Raw genomic sequence first — 15,945 nt, 5'->3', positions numbered from 1 at the left:
GATTCAGACTCGAACGGCCTCGATCAGCAGAGCCGCCCCCGGAGCCAGCAGCGGCAGCGGCACGCCGACGGTCTCGAAGAAGGCACCGGATGCCTCCACCCCGGCGTCGGTCCACGCGGGGTCGGCGACCTGATGCCGCGCGACCCTCCCGAGGTCCTCCCGCATCCGCAGGCGATAGCGCTGCGCCGCCGGCAGACCGGGGATCCGCGTGCGCGGGGTGAAGCCGTCGACGGATGTGCCCAGGCGCACCCAGGCGTAGACGGCGCGCGAGCCGTCGGCGGCAACCACGCCGTGCAGCAGCGTCTGGTCATCGACCTCATCACTGCGCACAGTGACGCCCGAGTGCAGCAGCGGGCGCAGCTCGCGGTAGAGCGCCGCCCAGCGCCTCAGCGCCTCGCGCTCGCCCTCGTCGGCGCGGGTGATGTCCCACTCGATGCCGGCGTGACCGAACAGCGCCGTCGTCATGCGGAAGGGCAGCGACGCCGCCCGATGGGTCGTCTCGGCGATCGGCGGCCCGACGTGCGAGCCCACGAGTTCGGGAGGGATGAGGGTGCCGGTCCACCGCTGGATGCGCTGACGCTCCACAGGGTCGTTCGAATCCGAGGCCCACACGCGCTGGGTGCGCCGCAGGACCTCGAGGTCGACACGGGCGCCGCCGCTCGCGCAGGACTCGATCTCCAGGGAGGGATGCCTCTCACGCAGCGCATCGAGCAGGGCGTAGAACGCGGCGGTCTGGGCGTGCACGGACGCGCGCCCGGTGTGCGAGGAGACGGCGGCGTGCAGGTCGCGGTTGTGGTCCCACTTGATGAAGTCGACCCCGATCTCCGAGACCAATCCGTCGATGCGATCGAGCAGGTGAGCGGCGGCGGCGGGGTTGGCGAGGTCGAGCACCTTCTGGTGCCGCCAGGTGGGCGAATCGGGCGATGCCTCGAGCACCCACTCCGGATGCTGCGTGGCGAGGTCGGACACCGGGTTCACCATCTCGGGCTCGAACCACAGGCCGAACTGCATCCCGAGGCCGTGCACGTGATCGGCGAGAGGTCGGAGGCCGTCGGGCCACTTGGCGTCGTCGATGTACCAGTCCCCGAGCCCCGACCTGTCGTCGGGGCGTCCGCGGAACCAGCCGTCGTCCAGGACGAAGCGCTCGACACCGACCGAAGCCGCGGCTTCGGCGAGCGTGAGAAGACGCGTCGGGTCGTGGTCGAAGTAGACCGCCTCCCACGTGTTGAGCACCAGTGGCCGCGGCGTCGTGGGGTGCGCGGAGAACGAGCGCACCATCCGGTGAAGCCGTGCGGCGACGGAATCCAGACCGCTCTCCCCGTAGGCGAGGTGCACCCGCGGCGAGACGTAGGTCTCCCCCGCCCCCAGTCGGATCTCGCCCGGCAGCAGCAGCTCTCCCCCGCCGAGCACCGCACCGTGCACTCCGGCACCCTCGGGCAGCCGCTCGACGCCGACCTCGACGTCGCCGCTCCACGCGACGTGCGCCGTCCACAGCTCGCCACGGCGGAAGCCGAATCCGTCGGTGCCGACCGCGGTCAGATAGGGGGCGTCGTGGCCACCGCGACCGCGGCGCACCTGACGCAGATGCGCACCGTGACGCAGGGCGCCGCGCTGCGGGTGCCGCTCGCCCGTCCAACGCCCGGTGTGGTCGAGCACCTCCGTCGCGTGGGCGGGGATCGGCAGCAGGATGCGCGTGGCCAGCAGGTCCAGCGGCTGGGCGTCATCGGCGGCTGTGCTCGTGACCGACAGCTGCGCGGTGAGCACGCCATCGACGTCCAGCGCGAGGTCGAGCATGACGGTGGCCTCGGCCTCGGCATCTGCGAACTCCGCCCGCAGCGATGTCGCCGAGGCCTCCCACCCGGTCGGTCGCAGCAGTGGGGCGCTGTGCAGCCCCGCCCGGTGCCAGGCGAGTGCCGGTGCGCCCGACCAGCCGTCCGCCTCGACGGCGAGCAGGGGGAAGGCCCGAGGAGCGTCGAACGAGCTGAAGGTCACGGCGCCGGTCGACGACGCGGCGAGCGCCTCGAGGTCGACGGGGTCGAGCGCCGCACCCCAGTGCAGCAGCCGCGCTCCGGTCGTGTCGATGACGACGCTGACGCCGCCGGAGGTCAGATGGACGAGTTCGCTCATTGCCGCTCCAGACGAAAAGGGAGGCCCGCCCATGAGCATACGGGCGGGCCTCCGAAAGGCGTTACTCCGTGACGGGGATCGACGCCGCCTTGAGCGCGTCGACGGTCGCCGTCTGGCCCTTCTCGATCGCGTCGAGCAGGGTTCCGCTGCCCGAGACCGCGGCCTTGAAGCCGTCCGAGACGTCGGCGTAGGTCTGGGTCATGGTCGGACCCCACGCGAAGTCGGGAGAGACCTGGGTGGCGGTCGGCGAAGACGTCGTAGATCTTCTAGGATGTGCGCCTCATGAAGCAGGCGGGTGTCGGCCTCGTCGCGATCAACATCTTCGGCTGGCATCGGCGCCATCATGCTCGGTACCAACGAGACGCTGTCCGAGGCGGACTACCAGATGGTGTGCCTCGTGGTGGACTCGGTGCGCGACACGGAACGCGTCGCCCGCTACCTCAACGGCGGCTTCGTGGACGGTGCAGTGATCGTCTCGGCTCGCGCGCAGGATCCGATCACGAACGCGGTCATGCGACTCGACCTTCCCGTCGCCTACGTGGGCCATCCCCCTGATGTGGATGCGGCCTGGGTCGGCGTCGACAACCGCGGGGCCGCGAACGCCGTGACCTCACGCCTGATGGCGACAGGACGTAGGCGCGTCGGCATGATCGCCGCGGCGCTCGACCGCGACTCGGGCACCGATCGCCTCGCGGGGTTCACCGACGCACTGGGCCCCGACTTCGACCCGGACCTGGTCGAGGAGGCGCCGCTGTACTCGTACGCCGAGGGAGCTGCGGCGATGACGCGGCTGCTCGCGCGTGCCCCCGACATCGACGGGGTGTTCGGCGCCTCCGACGCGGTCGCCGCCGGAGCGATGCTGGCACTGCGCCAAGCCGGCCGCCGCGTTCCCGAGGACGTGGGCGTCGTGGGATTCGACAACAGCTCCTGGGCGACCAGGACCACCCCGCCGCTGTCGACCGTCGACCAGCCGGCGGAAGGACTCGGTGCAGCCGCAGCGGCCGCCGTGCTCGCGCAGCTGCGCGACGATCAGCGCCCGCGCGCCGGCATCATCCTGCCCACCCCGGTCGTGTGGAGCGACTCCGCCTGAGCACCTCTCCCCCACCGGAACGGAGACACGGTCGGGTCCTCATCGATCCAGAAGCGCCAGGGGAAGGCCGCGGTTCCGGCCACGCCGGCGACGCCGACGCGCGGGCCGCTCACCACGTCGTCCCGCTGCGGGCCCAGCCACAGCTCGGCTCGCATTCCATGCTGCTCCTCGCCCGTGATGGCATCGATCCCGTCGTGCAGCGGATGACGCAGCCCCACGGCCTGCCCGAGGCGACCCGGCCCCCGCGCGAGGTCGCGCGACGTCGTGCGTCGAAGCGGAAGAGCGGCACCGCGACGGGTGGCCGCGGCCTCAGCACCCGCCACGACCTCGCCGGCCCGGAGCAGCACGCCGTCGCCCTGCCCCTCGGGCCCGCACACGACGTTCACGCACGAGTGGATGCCGTGGCTGAGGTACACGTACAGATGCCCCGGCTCGCCCCACATGGTGGAGTTGCGCGCCGTGCGGCCCATGCGGGCGTGGGAGCCAGGGTCGGGGATCCCGCCCGTGCCCTGCCCGTGATAGGCCTCGACCTCGGTGATGCGCAGCCGCACCTCGAGCGCGACGGCATCGGCCGAGGGCGCGACGAACGTGCGCAGCTCTCCCCCCAGCAGGCGCGGCGCGACGTCGACCGCGGAGTCGCTCAGGTCGGCGCGGACGGCACGGCGTAGCGCCTCGTGCGGCCGGTCGGTGCCGCGGGGGACATCGGGATCGCCGGGCATCTCAGAATCGCGGGGCCGTCTGGCACCACGAGGCGTCGAAGCCGGTGAGGGCGACGATCTCCTTGCCGGAGGCCATGTCGATCAGGTGCGTCTCGACGTTCTCCGGCAGCGGCAGCAGCATCCCGTCGTAGGCGTTGTTCGCCAGGTCGGGTGCGACCACCACGGCGGCGTACTGGCCGCTCGGCGATGCGCACGCCTGCAGGATCGAGTCGGTCGAACCGACCTCCACCAGCGGGGTCGCCGCCCCGTCGTCGTCGACACGCACGACCACCTGTCCGATCGGGAGTCCCTCGTCGTCGCGGGCGACGACGTGGCGCAGCGTGCCCCCGGGGAACGGCGTGATCGAGCTCGCGATCCCGTAGTCGGGATCGGATGCCGCGAGCGGCTGCTCAGAGCCATCCGCCAGGTTGAGCTCGACCACCGCACCGTCGAGCCTCTCGACGATCGCGGTGTAGGTACCGCGGGAGATCCCCTGGATGGTGGCAGCGAGGCCGAGCGCCTGCACGCCGGTATCGGTCGAACGGTCGACGAGCGAGAGCGCACCGTCGAAGTCGATGAACAGCACCGCCGCGCTGTCGGGCACGAACTGCCAGACGAACACGCTCGCCTCGGCTCCGGCGACCTCGATGATCTGCGGGTCGCCGTCGCCGGTCAGCGACTGGGTCACGAGCACGCTCGCACGGCCTTCGGTGTCGCTGAGCTCTTTGTCGGAGTAGCTGTAGCCGACGAGGCCGCCTCGCTCGGAGACCTGGATCGCACCCACATAGCCGTCGCCGGGGAGCTTCAGCTCGCGCGGGTTCTTGCCGTCGCGGTCCATCACGAGCAGCCGGGACCCCTCGTCCTCCTCCACCGCCACGACGAGCTTCGTGGAGGTCGCGCGGAAGTCGTTGATCTTGTCGTGCTCGAAGACCGGGACGGCCTTCTCGCCGCTGAGGTCGGTGAGGAAGATCTTGTCCTTGCCCTCGACGTCGCGGCGTAGCAGGAAGATGTTCGAAGGCGGAGTCGTGAAGCTCGTGGTCAGCGTCGTCTTCGGCCCGCCGCCGGCGCCCACGGCATCGGCCACACGGATCGTGTACTCGGTCGAGTCGTCGAGCGGGACGGTGAATCGCACGCCGACGCCGCGACCGGAGGCGTCGACCGTGAACGGCACGGCCGGTTCGACCGTCACCTGCGCGGGGTCGATGTCGGCGAGGGCTTGGTTGGCGGTCAGGATGACACGGCTTCCGGACGACTCGATCGCCTGCGCGGCGTTCACCTGCACGTCGCTGATGCGCGGACCCTGCAGAAGACTGGCTATGCCCAAGCCGGTTCCGACGACGACGAGCACACCGAGAACCGCGACGAGCGTGAGCGCGAACCGGCGACGACTCACGGGCGTGTGCGGGGCCTCCCGGCCCAAAGGGGCGCGAGGCGCCGGCGGCGCAGGGAATTCCTCGGCGGCCTCGGCCTCAGCGGCAGAGATCGGGTCGGCAGAGATCGGGTCGGCAGAGATCGGGTCGGCACCGACGAACACCGGCTCCGTCGCGAGCGGGACGGGCGGAAGCGCGGTCGCCTCGGCATCCTCGCGCGCCGCGGCCTCGAAGGCGGCCATCTTGCGGGCGGCGGCCTCCTGCTCGGCGACCTCGCGGTCACCCGCCTCACGCACGGCGGCCTCACGAGCTGCGGCCTCACGAGCTGCGGCCTCGCGAGCGGCGGCCTCACGAACAGCAGCATCCTCTGCACCGGCGGCGGGCTGTGCAGCGGGCTGCGCGGCGGGCTGTGTGCCCTGGTCGACGGGAGGGGCGACGTGGTCGGCGAATGCGACCGCGCGGTCGATCCGCTCGGCCTCCGCCGCCTCGGCGGCTTCTCGCGCTGCACGCATCTCCGCACGGGTGCGCGGGACGGCGGGCACCTCTGGACGCTCGTCGTCAGTACTCATACGGGTCTCCCGGCTCGTCGATCGCGACGACATCGGTCGGTTCTATGCGCAGCTTGCCGTCGGCATCCGCTCGCACGGTTCCGGTGATCTCGACCCATTGGCCGGTCGCGTACTCGTCGGCCTTCACATCCACCGGCAGGACGGCGGTCTGGGCGTCGATGACGCAGTGGGTGATGACCAGACGAGTCAGATTCACACCGTCACCCGATTCGCCGGGCGTCACGAAACCTCTGAGCGTGACCGCTGCACCGTCGTAGGCGGCCGTGTTGGTCGCCGCCGAGAAGATGCTGGCCCAGTCGCCGACGCCGAAGGTCGAGGTGTCGGCCACGCCGAGCGCTACCGTGTCAGCGCCGACGAACAACGCGCTCTGCTCCCCCGCGCGCGACATGGCGAGCTCGACCGACAGCGAGGCCGGCGGCAGGATGAGACCGGCGACGACGACGCCCGAGGCGATGACGCCACCGGTGACGGCCGCGACGGCACCGAGCGTGCGGCGGGAGGAAGCCGGGACCTCGCGCCCCTCCGTGTCGTCCACAACAGCGGCGGCAGGCCCGTGGTCGTGGCCGTGGTCGCCCTCCTCGCCGAGCGGCAGAGTGCACGACCATATCGCTCCGGCAAGGGTGACGACGGCGGCGGCGCAGGCGAACCACACCGACTCGGGGCTGATGTAGAGATTGAGGCGTCCGGTGAGACCGAGGCCGAGCGTGACCACCGAGATCACGGCGGCGAGTCCCACCCCCAGCCAGCGGGTGCCGAGTGCGCGTGCGCGCGTTGCCGTCTGCTCAGACAAGGACGTTCACCCCGATCCCGATCGCGAAGGCCGCAGCCAGGACGATACCGACGATGCCGACCAGCGTGCGAGCGGTGAACGTCGTGCGCATGAGCGCGAGCATCTTGATGTCGACGAGCGGACCGACCAGCAGGAAGGCGACGATGGCGCCGGAGGAGAACGTGGAGGCGAACGACAGCGCGAAGAACGCATCGACGTTCGAGCAGATGGCCACGGTCATCGCGAGTGCCATCATCGCGACGATCGACAGCACCGGGTTCGATCCGATCGCCAGCAGCCACTCCCGCGGGATCAGCACCTGCACGGCTCCGGCGAGCGCGGAGCCGATCACGAGGGCGGGCATCACGGCACGCAGCTCGACGAGGAACTGCGTGAGGCTGCGGCGAACGGGCGTTCCCGGTTCGTGGGTGACGCGATCGCAGGTGTCGACGAAGCGCTGCGTGAGCATGCCGTCGGGATCGGGGTGCCGGCTGTAGATCCACCCGATCAGGTTGGCGATGAGGTAGCCGCCGACGAGGCGGGCGACGAGGATGCCGCCGTCCCAGCCGAAGGCCGCGTGCGTGGTGAGGATCACGATCGGGTTCACGATCGGCGCCGCGATGAGGAACGTCATCGCTTCGGCCGGGGCGAGCCCTCGCATCATGAGCCCGCGGGCGAAGGGCACGTTGCCGCACTCGCACACCGGGATCAGCATGCCCAGCAGCGACAGCACGGCGCGACGGGCCCAGGCGCGCTTCGGGAGCCACCGGTGGATCACATCGGCCGGAAGCCACACCTGCACCACGATCGACAGCAGCACGCCGAGGACCACGAACGGCAGGGCCTCGATGAGCACGCTTAGCGCGAGGGTGAGCCCGTCCTGCGCCCGGGTGGGCAGCGAGGCGGGGAACAGCGTCGGCAGGAAGGCGTCGATCAGGAACAGGGCAGCGATGATCGCGGCGCCGAGGCCGACGCCGATCCAGGCCGACCGCGGCGAGGGTGCCGGGCGATGGGAGTGGCCGTGACGGGTCGCCGTTGCTGCCGAGGAGCTCACGCGGACGCGGCCCTCTCGGCGTCGCGCTTGTTCGCGCAGGGAGTGCACAGACCGAAGATGTCGACCACGTGGGCGGCCTCGGTGAAGCCGTGCAGCGCCGCCGTGCGGTGCGCCCACTGCTCGACATCCTTCGCCTCGATCTCGACGGTCAGACCGCAGGATCGGCAGATGAGGTGATGGTGGTGGCCCTGCGTGGTGCAGGCGCGGTACAGCGCCTCGCCCTCGGGGCTCTGCAGCGAGTCGGCATCGCCAGAGGCGGCGAGCCCCGCCAGCGCACGGTACACGGTGGCCAGACCGATGCCGGTGTTGTCTTCGCGCAGCGAGGCGTGCAGGCCCTGCGCGCTCACGAATCCGCGGGCGTCGGCGAGTGCTTCGCGCACGCGTTCGCGCTGCCAGGTGTTCCGCTGAGCCATAGGAAGAGTCTAGGCCGCGGGGGTTGGGGAGGGCTGGGAGCGGATCTCAGACCCGCACACGGCGAACTCGGGCACGCGAGCGCTGCACGATCCAGCAGACGACGTAGATCGTGAACGACAGCGTGGTGATGTAGGGGCTCACCGGCAGTGTTCCGGCGAGGGCGAGCAGGATCCCGCCGACCGCCGAGACGAACCCGAACAGCGCGGCCAGCAGCGGCACAGCGATGGGACCGGCGGTGACGCGCATCGCTGCGGCCGCGGGGGTGACCAGCAGCGCCATCACCAGGAGCGCCCCGATGATGTGCACGCTGACGGCGACGATCAGGCCGAGCAGCACCATGAACAGCAGGCTGACGGCACGGGTCGGCACCCCGCGGGCGGCGGCCGATTCCGGGTCGAGCGAATCGAATCGCAGCGGGTTCCACATCACCAGCAGCCCGATCAGAACGACCATGCTGATGCCGATCAGCCAGCCCAGGTCGGGACTGGAGACCGAGACGATCTGGCCGGTGAGCAGGCTGAAGCGGTTGGCGCTGCGGCCGTCGTAGAGCGAGAGGAACAGGATGCCGAGGCCGAGGCCGAACGGCATGAGCACGCCGACGATCGAGTTGCGATCCCTGGCCTTGGCTCCGAGGACGCCGATCAGGATGGCGGCGACGAGGGCTCCGCCGAGGGATCCGGCAACGACGCTGCCGCCGAAGAGGAGGGCTGCCGCGGCTCCGGCGAAGGACAGCTCGCTCACTCCGTGCACCGCGAACGCGAGATCGCGCTGCATCACGAAGACGCCGATGAGTCCGCCGACGATGCCCAGCACCGCGCCCGCGATGATCGAGTTCGCGAGCAGGGCGACGAGCTCGCCGTAGTCCTGGAAGGAGAAGACGTCGCTCCAGTCCACCAGAGGCATCATGCGCAGCGCGACGCTCATGCCGCTCCTCCGTGCTCGTGGTCGCCGTGGTCGTGGTGGGGCTCGGCGTCGGGAACCCCGACGACGACCAGCCGGTCCCCCGCGCGCAGCACGAACACCGGGGTGCCGTAGAGGTCGGTGAGCACGCGGGTCTGCAGCACCTCGTCGGGGGTTCCGAGCAGGAACCGCCCCCCGGCGATGTACAGGATGCGGTCGACCCGCCCGGGGATCGGATTGATGTCGTGGGTGACGAACAGCACCGCCGCCTCGCGCTCGCGGCGCTGGCGGTCGATGATGTCGGTCACGGCGACCTGGTTCGCGAGGTCGAGGTTCGACAGCGGCTCGTCGCACAGCAGCAGGGCGGGTTCGTCGGCGAGGGCCTGTCCGACCCGGAGGCGCTGCTGCTCTCCTCCCGAGAGGAGTCCTACCCTGCGGTCGGCGAAGTGCGAGGCTCCGACCGCTTCGAGCAGACGGTCCACCTTGGCCCGGTCGCCGCGGTGCGGGATCGGGAGGCCGAAGCGGCTGCCCTGCACGCCGAGGGCGACCAGGTCGCGCGCGCGCATGCTGGTGTCGGGAGCGAGCGAGCGCTGCTGTGGGATGTACCCGATGCGGGAGTTTCCGCGGTGCACGGGTTCCCCCGCGACGCGGATCGTCCCCGACGACAGCGGCTGCAGCCCGAGGATGCTGCGAAGCAGCGTGGTCTTGCCCGACCCCGACGGGCCGAGCACCGCGATGAACTCGCCCGGCTCGACCGTGAGGTCCAGGCCCGACCAGAGTTCGCGATCTCCGCGGTGCAGGGACGCATCGGAGATCGCGAGGACCGGTTTCTCGCGCTGTGCGGCGCCGCTCACGAGGTGACGGCGGCGGCGAGGCTCTGGATCGCGTCACTCATCCACTCAGAGTACGACGATCCGTCCTCGAGCAGCTCCGTGAAGGCGACGACGGGGATGCCGGCGTCCTTCGCGGCGGTCTCGACGCGCTGGGTCTCGGACCCGCCGGTCTGGGCGTTGGTCAGCAGCGCGGTGACCTGACCGCTGCCGATCACGTCGAGCGCCTGGAGCAGTACGGCCGGGGCCACATCGGTGCCCTCCTCGACTGACTCGGCGAACCCCTCGGGCGTGATGTCGGTGAATCCGGCGGCCGCGGCGAGGTAACCGGGCAGCGGCTCGGTGATGAAGACGCTGACGTCCGGCGCATCCGTCTTGAGGGTCGCAAGCTCCGTCTCGAAGCCCTCGAGGTCGGCGGTGAGGTCGGCCGCGTTGGCGGCGAACTCCTTCGCGCCGTCGGGGTCGAGCGCGGTCAGCTCGTCGGCGATGGCCTCGACGACGTGGATCATGGTGTGCGGATCGAACCAGACGTGCTCGTTGAAGCCCTCGATGTGGTCGTGGCCCTCGTGCCCCGCCTCGTCTTCGGCGTGGTCGTGCTCGGCCTCGTCGGCGTGCGCTTCGTCGCTGTGCGCTTCGTCGGCGTGCGCCTCGTCGTCGTGGCCCTCGTCGCCGGGGAAGTCGTGCGAGTACTCGACGGCCGTGACGACGTGCGGGTCCTTCGCATCCTGCAGCAGCGTGTCGATGAAGGCGTCGTAGCCGCCGCCGTTCTCGATCACGAGGTCGGCCTTCTGCACGGTCAGCCGGTCGCGGGCGCTCGCCTCGTAGGAGTGCGGATCCTGCGAGGCGGACGTGATGATCGACTGCACGTCGACGCGGTCGCCGCCGATCGTCGCGGCGATGTCGCCGTAGACGTTGGTGCTCGCGACCACCGTGATGGTGCCGTCGTCGCCCTCGCCCGTAGCCGGGGTGGAGCATCCGGCCAGTGTGAGAGCGGCGACGGATGCGAGGGCGAGGGCGACGACGGGCTTCTTCATGCCCTCACTCTAAACGCTAATGAGAACCATTATCAAATCCTCGCCGTTTCTCCCTCGCCATCTCACCGAGACCCACTCCACGCGCCGAAACCCATCGCCGCAGACGACCGGGGCGATGGGTCTCGGCGAGCGCGATGGGTCTCGGCGCAGATGTGGGCGGAACTCAGGCGCGCAGGGCGGCTGGTGCGATCCAGGCAGTGGACTCACCGGGAAGCGCGGAACCCTCGAGCGGAAGGCTCACGAGCACCGCGTCAGCGGCGGCCGCACCCAGGTCGAATGGCTCGGCACCGAAGTTCGACACCACCTGCCACCCGTTCGGCCGGGCGAGGCGCAGCACGTCGGCGCGTCCGGTGTCGATCCACTCCAGCGTCTCGTCTGTCTGCAGCAGGTGTCGCAGGCGCAGAGCCTCCCGGTACAGCGACAGCGTCGACGACGGGTCGGCCGCCTCGACGTCGACCGCGTACTGCGCGAACCATGCCGGCTGCGGGAGGTGCGCACCGCCCGCGCCGAAGCCCAGGGACGAGCCCTCCGCGGTCCACGGCAGCGGTACGCGGCATCCGTCGCGGCCCAGACCGTCGAACTCGGCACCGCGGAAGAAGCCGGGGTCCTGACGCTGCTCCGGGGTGATCTGCGCCACCTCGTGCAGCCCGAGCTCCTCCCCCTGGTAGAGGTAGGTGCTGCCGGGAAGACCGAGCAGCAGCAGGGTCGCCGCGTGCGCCCTGCGGAGCCCGCCGTCACGATCGAGGCCCTCTGCCGGACCACCGGTCTTGACCCACTCGGTGCCCTGCTTGACCGGGCGGCCGTTCAGCGCCGGGAGTCCGTAGCGGGTGGCGTGCCGGGTGACGTCGTGGTTCGACAGCACCCAGGTGGTCGACGATCCGGTCGCCTGCGCCTGCTGCAGATTGTCGGCGATGATGCTCCGGAACTGCGCCGCGTCGTAGTCGGCCACCAGCAGGTCGAAGTTGAACGCCTGTCCGAGACCCTCCGCCGAGGCGTACTTCGCGCGGCGCTCCGGTGTCTCCACCCAGGCCTCGGCGACGGCCGTGCGCGGAGGGTCGTACTCGTCGAACACCGCACGCCACTCGGCGTAGATCTCGTGCACGTCGTCGCGGTCGATCATCGGATGCGTGCCCGAGGTGCGGTCCATCGCGTCGAGCTCGGCGCGCGAGGGCAGCGGCTCGCTGAGGTCCTTCGTGAGCATGTGGGCGACATCGATGCGGAATCCGTCCACCCCCCGGTCCGACCAGAAGCGCAGGGTCTTCAGGAAGTCGGCGCGCACCTCGGGGTGATCCCAGTTGAGGTCGGGCTGCTCCACGGCGAAGTTGTGCAGGTACCACTGCCCGTCTTCGACCCGCTCCCACGCGCTGCCGCCGAACACCGAGTCCCAGTCGGTCGGCGGCTCGGAGCCGTCGGGGCCGGTGCCCTCACGGAAGATGTAGCGATCGCGCGCGGCCGAGCCGCGACCGGCGGCGAGCGCCTCCTGGAACCATTCGTGCTGGTCGGAGGAGTGGTTCGGGACGATGTCGACGATCACCCGGATGCCGCGGGAGTGCAGCGCCTCGACCATGTCGTCGAAGTCGGCGAGGGTGCCCAACCGCGGGTCGACGTCGCGGTAATCGGCGACGTCGTATCCGCCGTCGGCGAGCGCAGACGGATAGAACGGGCTCAGCCAGACCGCATCGATGCCGAGGTCGCGGAGGTAATCGGCCCGCGAGACGATGCCCGGGATGTCGCCGATCCCATCGCCGTTCGCGTCAGCGAAGCTGCGCGGGTAGATCTGGTAGACGGCCGCCTGACGCCACCAGGCGGCGTCTGGGGCGGTGCGGGTCTCGACGAGAAGCGCGTCGGTCATGAGGGGGGGAACTCCTTCTTTCTTTCCGGGGGTCGGGGGCTTCGGTGAGCGTCAGCCCTTGACGGCGCCCTGCGTGACGCCTTCCATGACCCATCTCTGGGTGAACAGGTAGGCCACGATCGCGGGCGCCATCGCCATCAGGTACGAGGCGAACGCGACGTTGTAGTTGTTGCTGAACTGGGTCTGGAACAGGTTCTGCCGCACGGGCAGCGTCTGCAGCGCCGGGTCGGCGATGATGAGCGACGGCATCATGAAGTCGTTCCAGGCGTACAGGAACGCGAAGATGCCGACGGTGGCGCTCATGGGGGCGAGCAGGGGGAAGATCAGCTTCCAGAAGGTCTGCCACGTCGTCGCGCCGTCGATACGGGCGCTCTCCTCCAGCTCGATCGGGATCGACCTCAGGAACGCGGTGAACAGCAGCACGCTGAAGCTCAGCTGGAACATGGTCGCGAGGATGATCACCCCGAACGGGTTGTCGAGCCCGACGCGTCCGGTGAGCTGGATCTGCGGCAGCGCCACGACGGGGAACGGGATGAACATCGCCGCGAGCAGGTAGAAGAACGAGTAGCGGAACAGCCGGCGGTCCCAGTTGCGCACGATCGCGTACGAGGCGAAGGCCGCCAGCACGATCGTCGCGATCACGGTGCCGGCGGTGACCAGCAGCGAGATACCAGCGCCGACGGGGAACTTCGTCAGGGTCCATGCCTCGACGAAGCCGTCGAAGCTGAACGGGGCCGGGAGCGAGAAGGCGTTGCCGTCGACCGCCTGGCCCGTGGTCTTGAGGGCCATCGAGATGGTCACGTACAGCGGCAGGAGGACGGTGACGGCGCACAGGATCAGGATGATCGTGCCCGACCAGTTCACCCGCTCCATGCGCACGCGGCGCTTCTTGCCCGAGGTGGGGATGGTGGTGAGTGTCTGCGTCGACATCAGAGTGCGTTCCTTCCGCGCGTCAGCGACAGCTGGAGGAGGGAGATGAGCACGGCGACGATGAAGAAGATGGTCGCGTTGGCCATCTGGTAGGCGTAGTCGCCGCCGTTGAAGCCCGCGATGATCGTCATGGCGACGCTGCGGGTCGAGGTGCCGGGGCCGCCGTTCGTGAGGCCGACGATGATGTCGTAGGCGTTCAGGAAGCCCTTGAATCCGAGGATCACGTTGATCACCACGTACCCCGCCACCAGCGGAAGCGTGATGCGGGTGAGCTGCTGCGTCTTGCTGGCACCGTCGATGCTGGCCGCCTCGTAGACCTCGCCGGGTACCGACAGGAGGCCGGCGATGTAGATCAGCAGCGTGCCGGGCACGGCCTGCCAGGCGGTGACGACGACGATCGCGATCCAGGCGAGGTCGGGGTTGGCGAGCAGGCTCGTCTCGAGCCACGGGATGCCGGCTGCCGCGCCCGCCGCCGGGATCGAGTTGGAGAACAGGAAGTTGAAGACGTAGGCGATGATGATGCCCGAGATCACCATCGGGATCACGAAGATCGTGCGCAGGCCCGTCTTGAACCGGATGCGCGAGGTGAGCCCGACCGCCAGCAGGAACGCGACCACGTTCACGACGATGACCGTGGCGATGGAGAACCCGAAGGTGAACAGGTAGCTCTGCAGGATCGACGGATCGCTGAACAGCGCGATGTAGTTCGTCAGCCCGTTGAAGCTCCACTCGCCGATGCCGATGGAGTCGGTGAAGCTGAAGAAGATGCCGATGACACCCGGCACCGTGATCGCGAGCGTGAAGAGCGCGAGCGTCGGCAGCAGGAACAGGTAATAGATCGGCTCGACGCGACGCGTGTGCCGGCGGAGCTTTCGGTCGCCGCCGGTGACGATGAGTGTCGTGCTGTCGGCGGGTGCGGTGGGGGTGGTGGTGCTCATGGCGCGGACTCCTCTGTCTCGCCGGAAGCGGATGGGTCGCCCGACGCGGACGCGGTGTCCTTCGTCGAGGGGATCGGCGCGCGGAAGGCGATGCGGGCCCAGTCCGCGTCCATCGTGCGCAGGATGGAGTTCGGAGAGGCGCCGAGCACCATCGCCTGCGCGTAGTTCATCATCGGAAGCGTCTTGGGCACGAGCACCGAGGGGCCCTGATAGATCTGCCCGTTGTCGTAGTACTCGACCATGCCCTCGACCCGGGGGTCGTCGGGGGCGGAAGCGCCCTTCGTCGGGGTGAAGCCGAGCTGCGAGGCGTTGTACTCCTCGATGTTCTGCGGCTCGTAGAGGAACTCGAGGAAGTCGCGGGCGGCTTCCTTGTGGTGCGAGCCTTCCGGGATCATCGCGGCGAGGTCCATATTGACGCGCACGCCGAGGTCGGCGGGGTCGTTCGTCATGGGCAGCGGGAAGGTGCCCAGCTGCAGGTCGGGCGCGGTCTTCGCGATCTCGCTGAAGGCCCACGGGCCCTGCAGGTACATCGCCGCCTCGCCCTTGCCGAAGGCGAGGTTGCCGTCGCCGTAGCCGCGACTCGGGGCATCCGCGTTCGTGTAGTCGTTCGCGAGCTGCAGCATCCTGTCCATCGGCTCGGTGAAGTCCTTCGAGAACGAGACGTCGGAGTCGGGTCCCACATCCGCTCCCTCGGCGGCGAGCGCGTCGAAGAAGTCGACCACGTCGACCGAGCCGCCGGCGGAGTAGTCGTACCACCCCTGCCCCACGGTCCAGTCGTCCTTGAACGTGCCGTAGAACGGATCGATGCCGGCGGCCTTCAGCTGGTCGCACACGGCGAGCAGCTCGTCCCAGGTCTGCGGAACCTCGAGGCCCTGCGCCTGGAAGATCTCCTTGTTGTAGATGACGGATGCGGCCATCACCGAGTACGGCAGCGCGCTCGTGCGACCCTCGCAGGATCCGTACTGGTCCATGAGCGGCTGCAGGTCGTCGCGGATGCCGGCGGCGGCGTCCGTCTCGGAGAGGTCGGTGAGCGCGCAGCGCTGCACGAAGCGGGCGATCTCGTAGTTGTAGTTGGCGAGCATGATGTCGGGCGGATTGCCCCGCACGAAGCTCGCCGAGACGACATCGACGCCCGAGGTGTCGATCTCGACCTTCACATCGCTCTGCGAGGAGTTGTACTCGGCGACGAGGGCGGTCATGAACTCGATCGCCTCGCGCTTGCTGAACGTGAAGCGGATGGTCTCCGCTCCCGTGCCGGCGGCACAGCCTGCCAGCGCCGTGCCGACCAGGGTGACCCCCAGGGCCGCGGCCACCGCTCGCACCGCGTGTGTTCGTCTCTCAGACACCGTCGTCCTTCCGTCGTGTAGATC

15 protein-coding genes are annotated in these 15,945 nt (G+C 69.8%); 1 reads left to right on the top strand and 14 read right to left on the bottom strand.

Annotated features, from left to right (window positions below; all coding sequences use genetic code 11):
• Window positions 1-3: 3 nt before the first annotated feature.
• Both KY497_RS04265 and KY497_RS04260 read right to left on the bottom strand, forming a co-directional pair.
• Window positions 4-2,127 carry an alpha-galactosidase gene (locus KY497_RS04265; protein WP_219869897.1) on the bottom strand — a complete coding sequence of 708 codons (2,124 nt, stop codon included), beginning with the start codon at window positions 2,125-2,127 and terminating at the stop codon, window positions 4-6.
• A gap of 61 nt (window positions 2,128-2,188) precedes the next feature.
• The gene (locus KY497_RS04260) at window positions 2,189-2,329 is read right to left on the bottom strand and encodes a hypothetical protein (protein WP_373695270.1); all 141 of its coding nucleotides are present in this window, start codon (window positions 2,327-2,329) and stop codon (window positions 2,189-2,191) included.
• Window positions 2,330-2,470: 141 nt separating this feature from the next.
• On the opposite strand from KY497_RS04260, the gene KY497_RS04255 reads away from it, so the two are divergent.
• On the top strand, window positions 2,471-3,217 hold the full coding sequence (locus KY497_RS04255) for a substrate-binding domain-containing protein (RefSeq protein WP_308813129.1): 747 nt from the start codon (window positions 2,471-2,473) through the stop codon (window positions 3,215-3,217).
• Here KY497_RS04255 and KY497_RS04250 read toward each other — a convergent pair.
• The 12 genes from KY497_RS04250 to KY497_RS04195 all read right to left on the bottom strand — a co-directional run bounded on the left by KY497_RS04250 (window position 3,157) and on the right by KY497_RS04195 (window position 15,921).
• Complete coding sequence (locus tag KY497_RS04250; RefSeq protein WP_141386920.1) at window positions 3,157-3,936, bottom strand: DNA-3-methyladenine glycosylase; 780 nt, start codon at window positions 3,934-3,936, stop codon at window positions 3,157-3,159. The genes KY497_RS04255 and KY497_RS04250 overlap by 61 nt on opposite strands.
• A 1-nt stretch (window position 3,937) precedes the next feature.
• Complete coding sequence (locus KY497_RS04245) at window positions 3,938-5,854, bottom strand: hypothetical protein (RefSeq protein WP_258185881.1); 1,917 nt, start codon at window positions 5,852-5,854, stop codon at window positions 3,938-3,940.
• Window positions 5,844-6,644 (bottom strand): TIGR03943 family putative permease subunit, encoded by an 801-nt coding sequence (locus KY497_RS04240; protein WP_219869896.1) that lies wholly within the window; start codon window positions 6,642-6,644, stop codon window positions 5,844-5,846. The genes KY497_RS04245 and KY497_RS04240 overlap by 11 nt, the downstream gene beginning before the upstream one ends.
• Window positions 6,637-7,677: a permease gene (locus KY497_RS04235; RefSeq protein ID WP_082524298.1), complete on the bottom strand. Its 1,041-nt coding sequence runs from the start codon at window positions 7,675-7,677 to the stop codon at window positions 6,637-6,639. Before KY497_RS04235 ends, KY497_RS04240 begins: the two co-directional genes overlap by 8 nt.
• Window positions 7,674-8,090 carry a Fur family transcriptional regulator gene (locus tag KY497_RS04230; RefSeq protein ID WP_017829745.1) on the bottom strand — a complete coding sequence of 139 codons (417 nt, stop codon included), beginning with the start codon at window positions 8,088-8,090 and terminating at the stop codon, window positions 7,674-7,676. Before KY497_RS04230 ends, KY497_RS04235 begins: the two co-directional genes overlap by 4 nt.
• Before the next feature lie 46 nt (window positions 8,091-8,136).
• Window positions 8,137-9,015 carry a metal ABC transporter permease gene (locus KY497_RS04225; protein ID WP_375140924.1) on the bottom strand — a complete coding sequence of 293 codons (879 nt, stop codon included), beginning with the start codon at window positions 9,013-9,015 and terminating at the stop codon, window positions 8,137-8,139.
• Window positions 9,012-9,845, bottom strand: a complete 834-nt coding sequence (locus KY497_RS04220; RefSeq protein ID WP_219869895.1) for a metal ABC transporter ATP-binding protein — start codon at window positions 9,843-9,845, stop codon at window positions 9,012-9,014. The genes KY497_RS04225 and KY497_RS04220 overlap by 4 nt, the downstream gene beginning before the upstream one ends.
• Window positions 9,842-10,855: a metal ABC transporter solute-binding protein, Zn/Mn family gene (locus tag KY497_RS04215; RefSeq protein ID WP_219869894.1), complete on the bottom strand. Its 1,014-nt coding sequence runs from the start codon at window positions 10,853-10,855 to the stop codon at window positions 9,842-9,844. The genes KY497_RS04220 and KY497_RS04215 overlap by 4 nt, the downstream gene beginning before the upstream one ends.
• Before the next feature lie 163 nt (window positions 10,856-11,018).
• Complete coding sequence (locus tag KY497_RS04210; protein WP_219869893.1) at window positions 11,019-12,707, bottom strand: glycoside hydrolase family 13 protein; 1,689 nt, start codon at window positions 12,705-12,707, stop codon at window positions 11,019-11,021.
• Window positions 12,708-12,758: 51 nt separating this feature from the next.
• Window positions 12,759-13,637: a carbohydrate ABC transporter permease gene (locus KY497_RS04205; RefSeq protein WP_055866603.1), complete on the bottom strand. Its 879-nt coding sequence runs from the start codon at window positions 13,635-13,637 to the stop codon at window positions 12,759-12,761.
• Window positions 13,637-14,575, bottom strand: a complete 939-nt coding sequence (locus KY497_RS04200; protein WP_055866606.1) for a carbohydrate ABC transporter permease — start codon at window positions 14,573-14,575, stop codon at window positions 13,637-13,639. The genes KY497_RS04205 and KY497_RS04200 overlap by 1 nt, the downstream gene beginning before the upstream one ends.
• Window positions 14,572-15,921, bottom strand: a complete 1,350-nt coding sequence (locus KY497_RS04195) for an ABC transporter substrate-binding protein (protein ID WP_258185879.1) — start codon at window positions 15,919-15,921, stop codon at window positions 14,572-14,574. The genes KY497_RS04200 and KY497_RS04195 overlap by 4 nt, the downstream gene beginning before the upstream one ends.
• Between the last annotated feature and the right edge of the window lie 24 nt (window positions 15,922-15,945).

The sequence above is a fragment of the Microbacterium sp. PAMC22086 genome (genome assembly GCF_019443525.1).
GTDB classification, from domain to species: Bacteria; Actinomycetota; Actinomycetes; order Actinomycetales; family Microbacteriaceae; genus Microbacterium; species Microbacterium maritypicum.
This window is presented reverse-complemented; position numbering and strand designations above follow the sequence as displayed.

Bases quoted from the DNA above. Each gene is read 5' to 3' on its own strand.
- KY497_RS04265 (WP_219869897.1), bottom strand. From the start codon at position 2,127: ATGAGCGAACTCGTCCATCTGACCTCCGGCGGCGTCAGCGTCGTCATC.
- KY497_RS04260 (WP_373695270.1), bottom strand. From the start codon at position 2,329: ATGACCCAGACCTACGCCGACGTCTCGGACGGCTTCAAGGCCGCGGTC.
- KY497_RS04255 (WP_308813129.1), top strand. From the start codon at position 2,471: ATGCTCGGTACCAACGAGACGCTGTCCGAGGCGGACTACCAGATGGTG.
- KY497_RS04250 (WP_141386920.1), bottom strand. From the start codon at position 3,936: ATGCCCGGCGATCCCGATGTCCCCCGCGGCACCGACCGGCCGCACGAG.
- KY497_RS04245 (WP_258185881.1), bottom strand. From the start codon at position 5,854: ATGAGTACTGACGACGAGCGTCCAGAGGTGCCCGCCGTCCCGCGCACC.
- KY497_RS04230 (WP_017829745.1), bottom strand. From the start codon at position 8,090: ATGGCTCAGCGGAACACCTGGCAGCGCGAACGCGTGCGCGAAGCACTC.
- KY497_RS04225 (WP_375140924.1), bottom strand. From the start codon at position 9,015: ATGAGCGTCGCGCTGCGCATGATGCCTCTGGTGGACTGGAGCGACGTC.
- KY497_RS04215 (WP_219869894.1), bottom strand. From the start codon at position 10,855: ATGAAGAAGCCCGTCGTCGCCCTCGCCCTCGCATCCGTCGCCGCTCTC.
- KY497_RS04210 (WP_219869893.1), bottom strand. From the start codon at position 12,707: ATGACCGACGCGCTTCTCGTCGAGACCCGCACCGCCCCAGACGCCGCC.
- KY497_RS04205 (WP_055866603.1), bottom strand. From the start codon at position 13,637: ATGTCGACGCAGACACTCACCACCATCCCCACCTCGGGCAAGAAGCGC.
- KY497_RS04200 (WP_055866606.1), bottom strand. From the start codon at position 14,575: ATGAGCACCACCACCCCCACCGCACCCGCCGACAGCACGACACTCATC.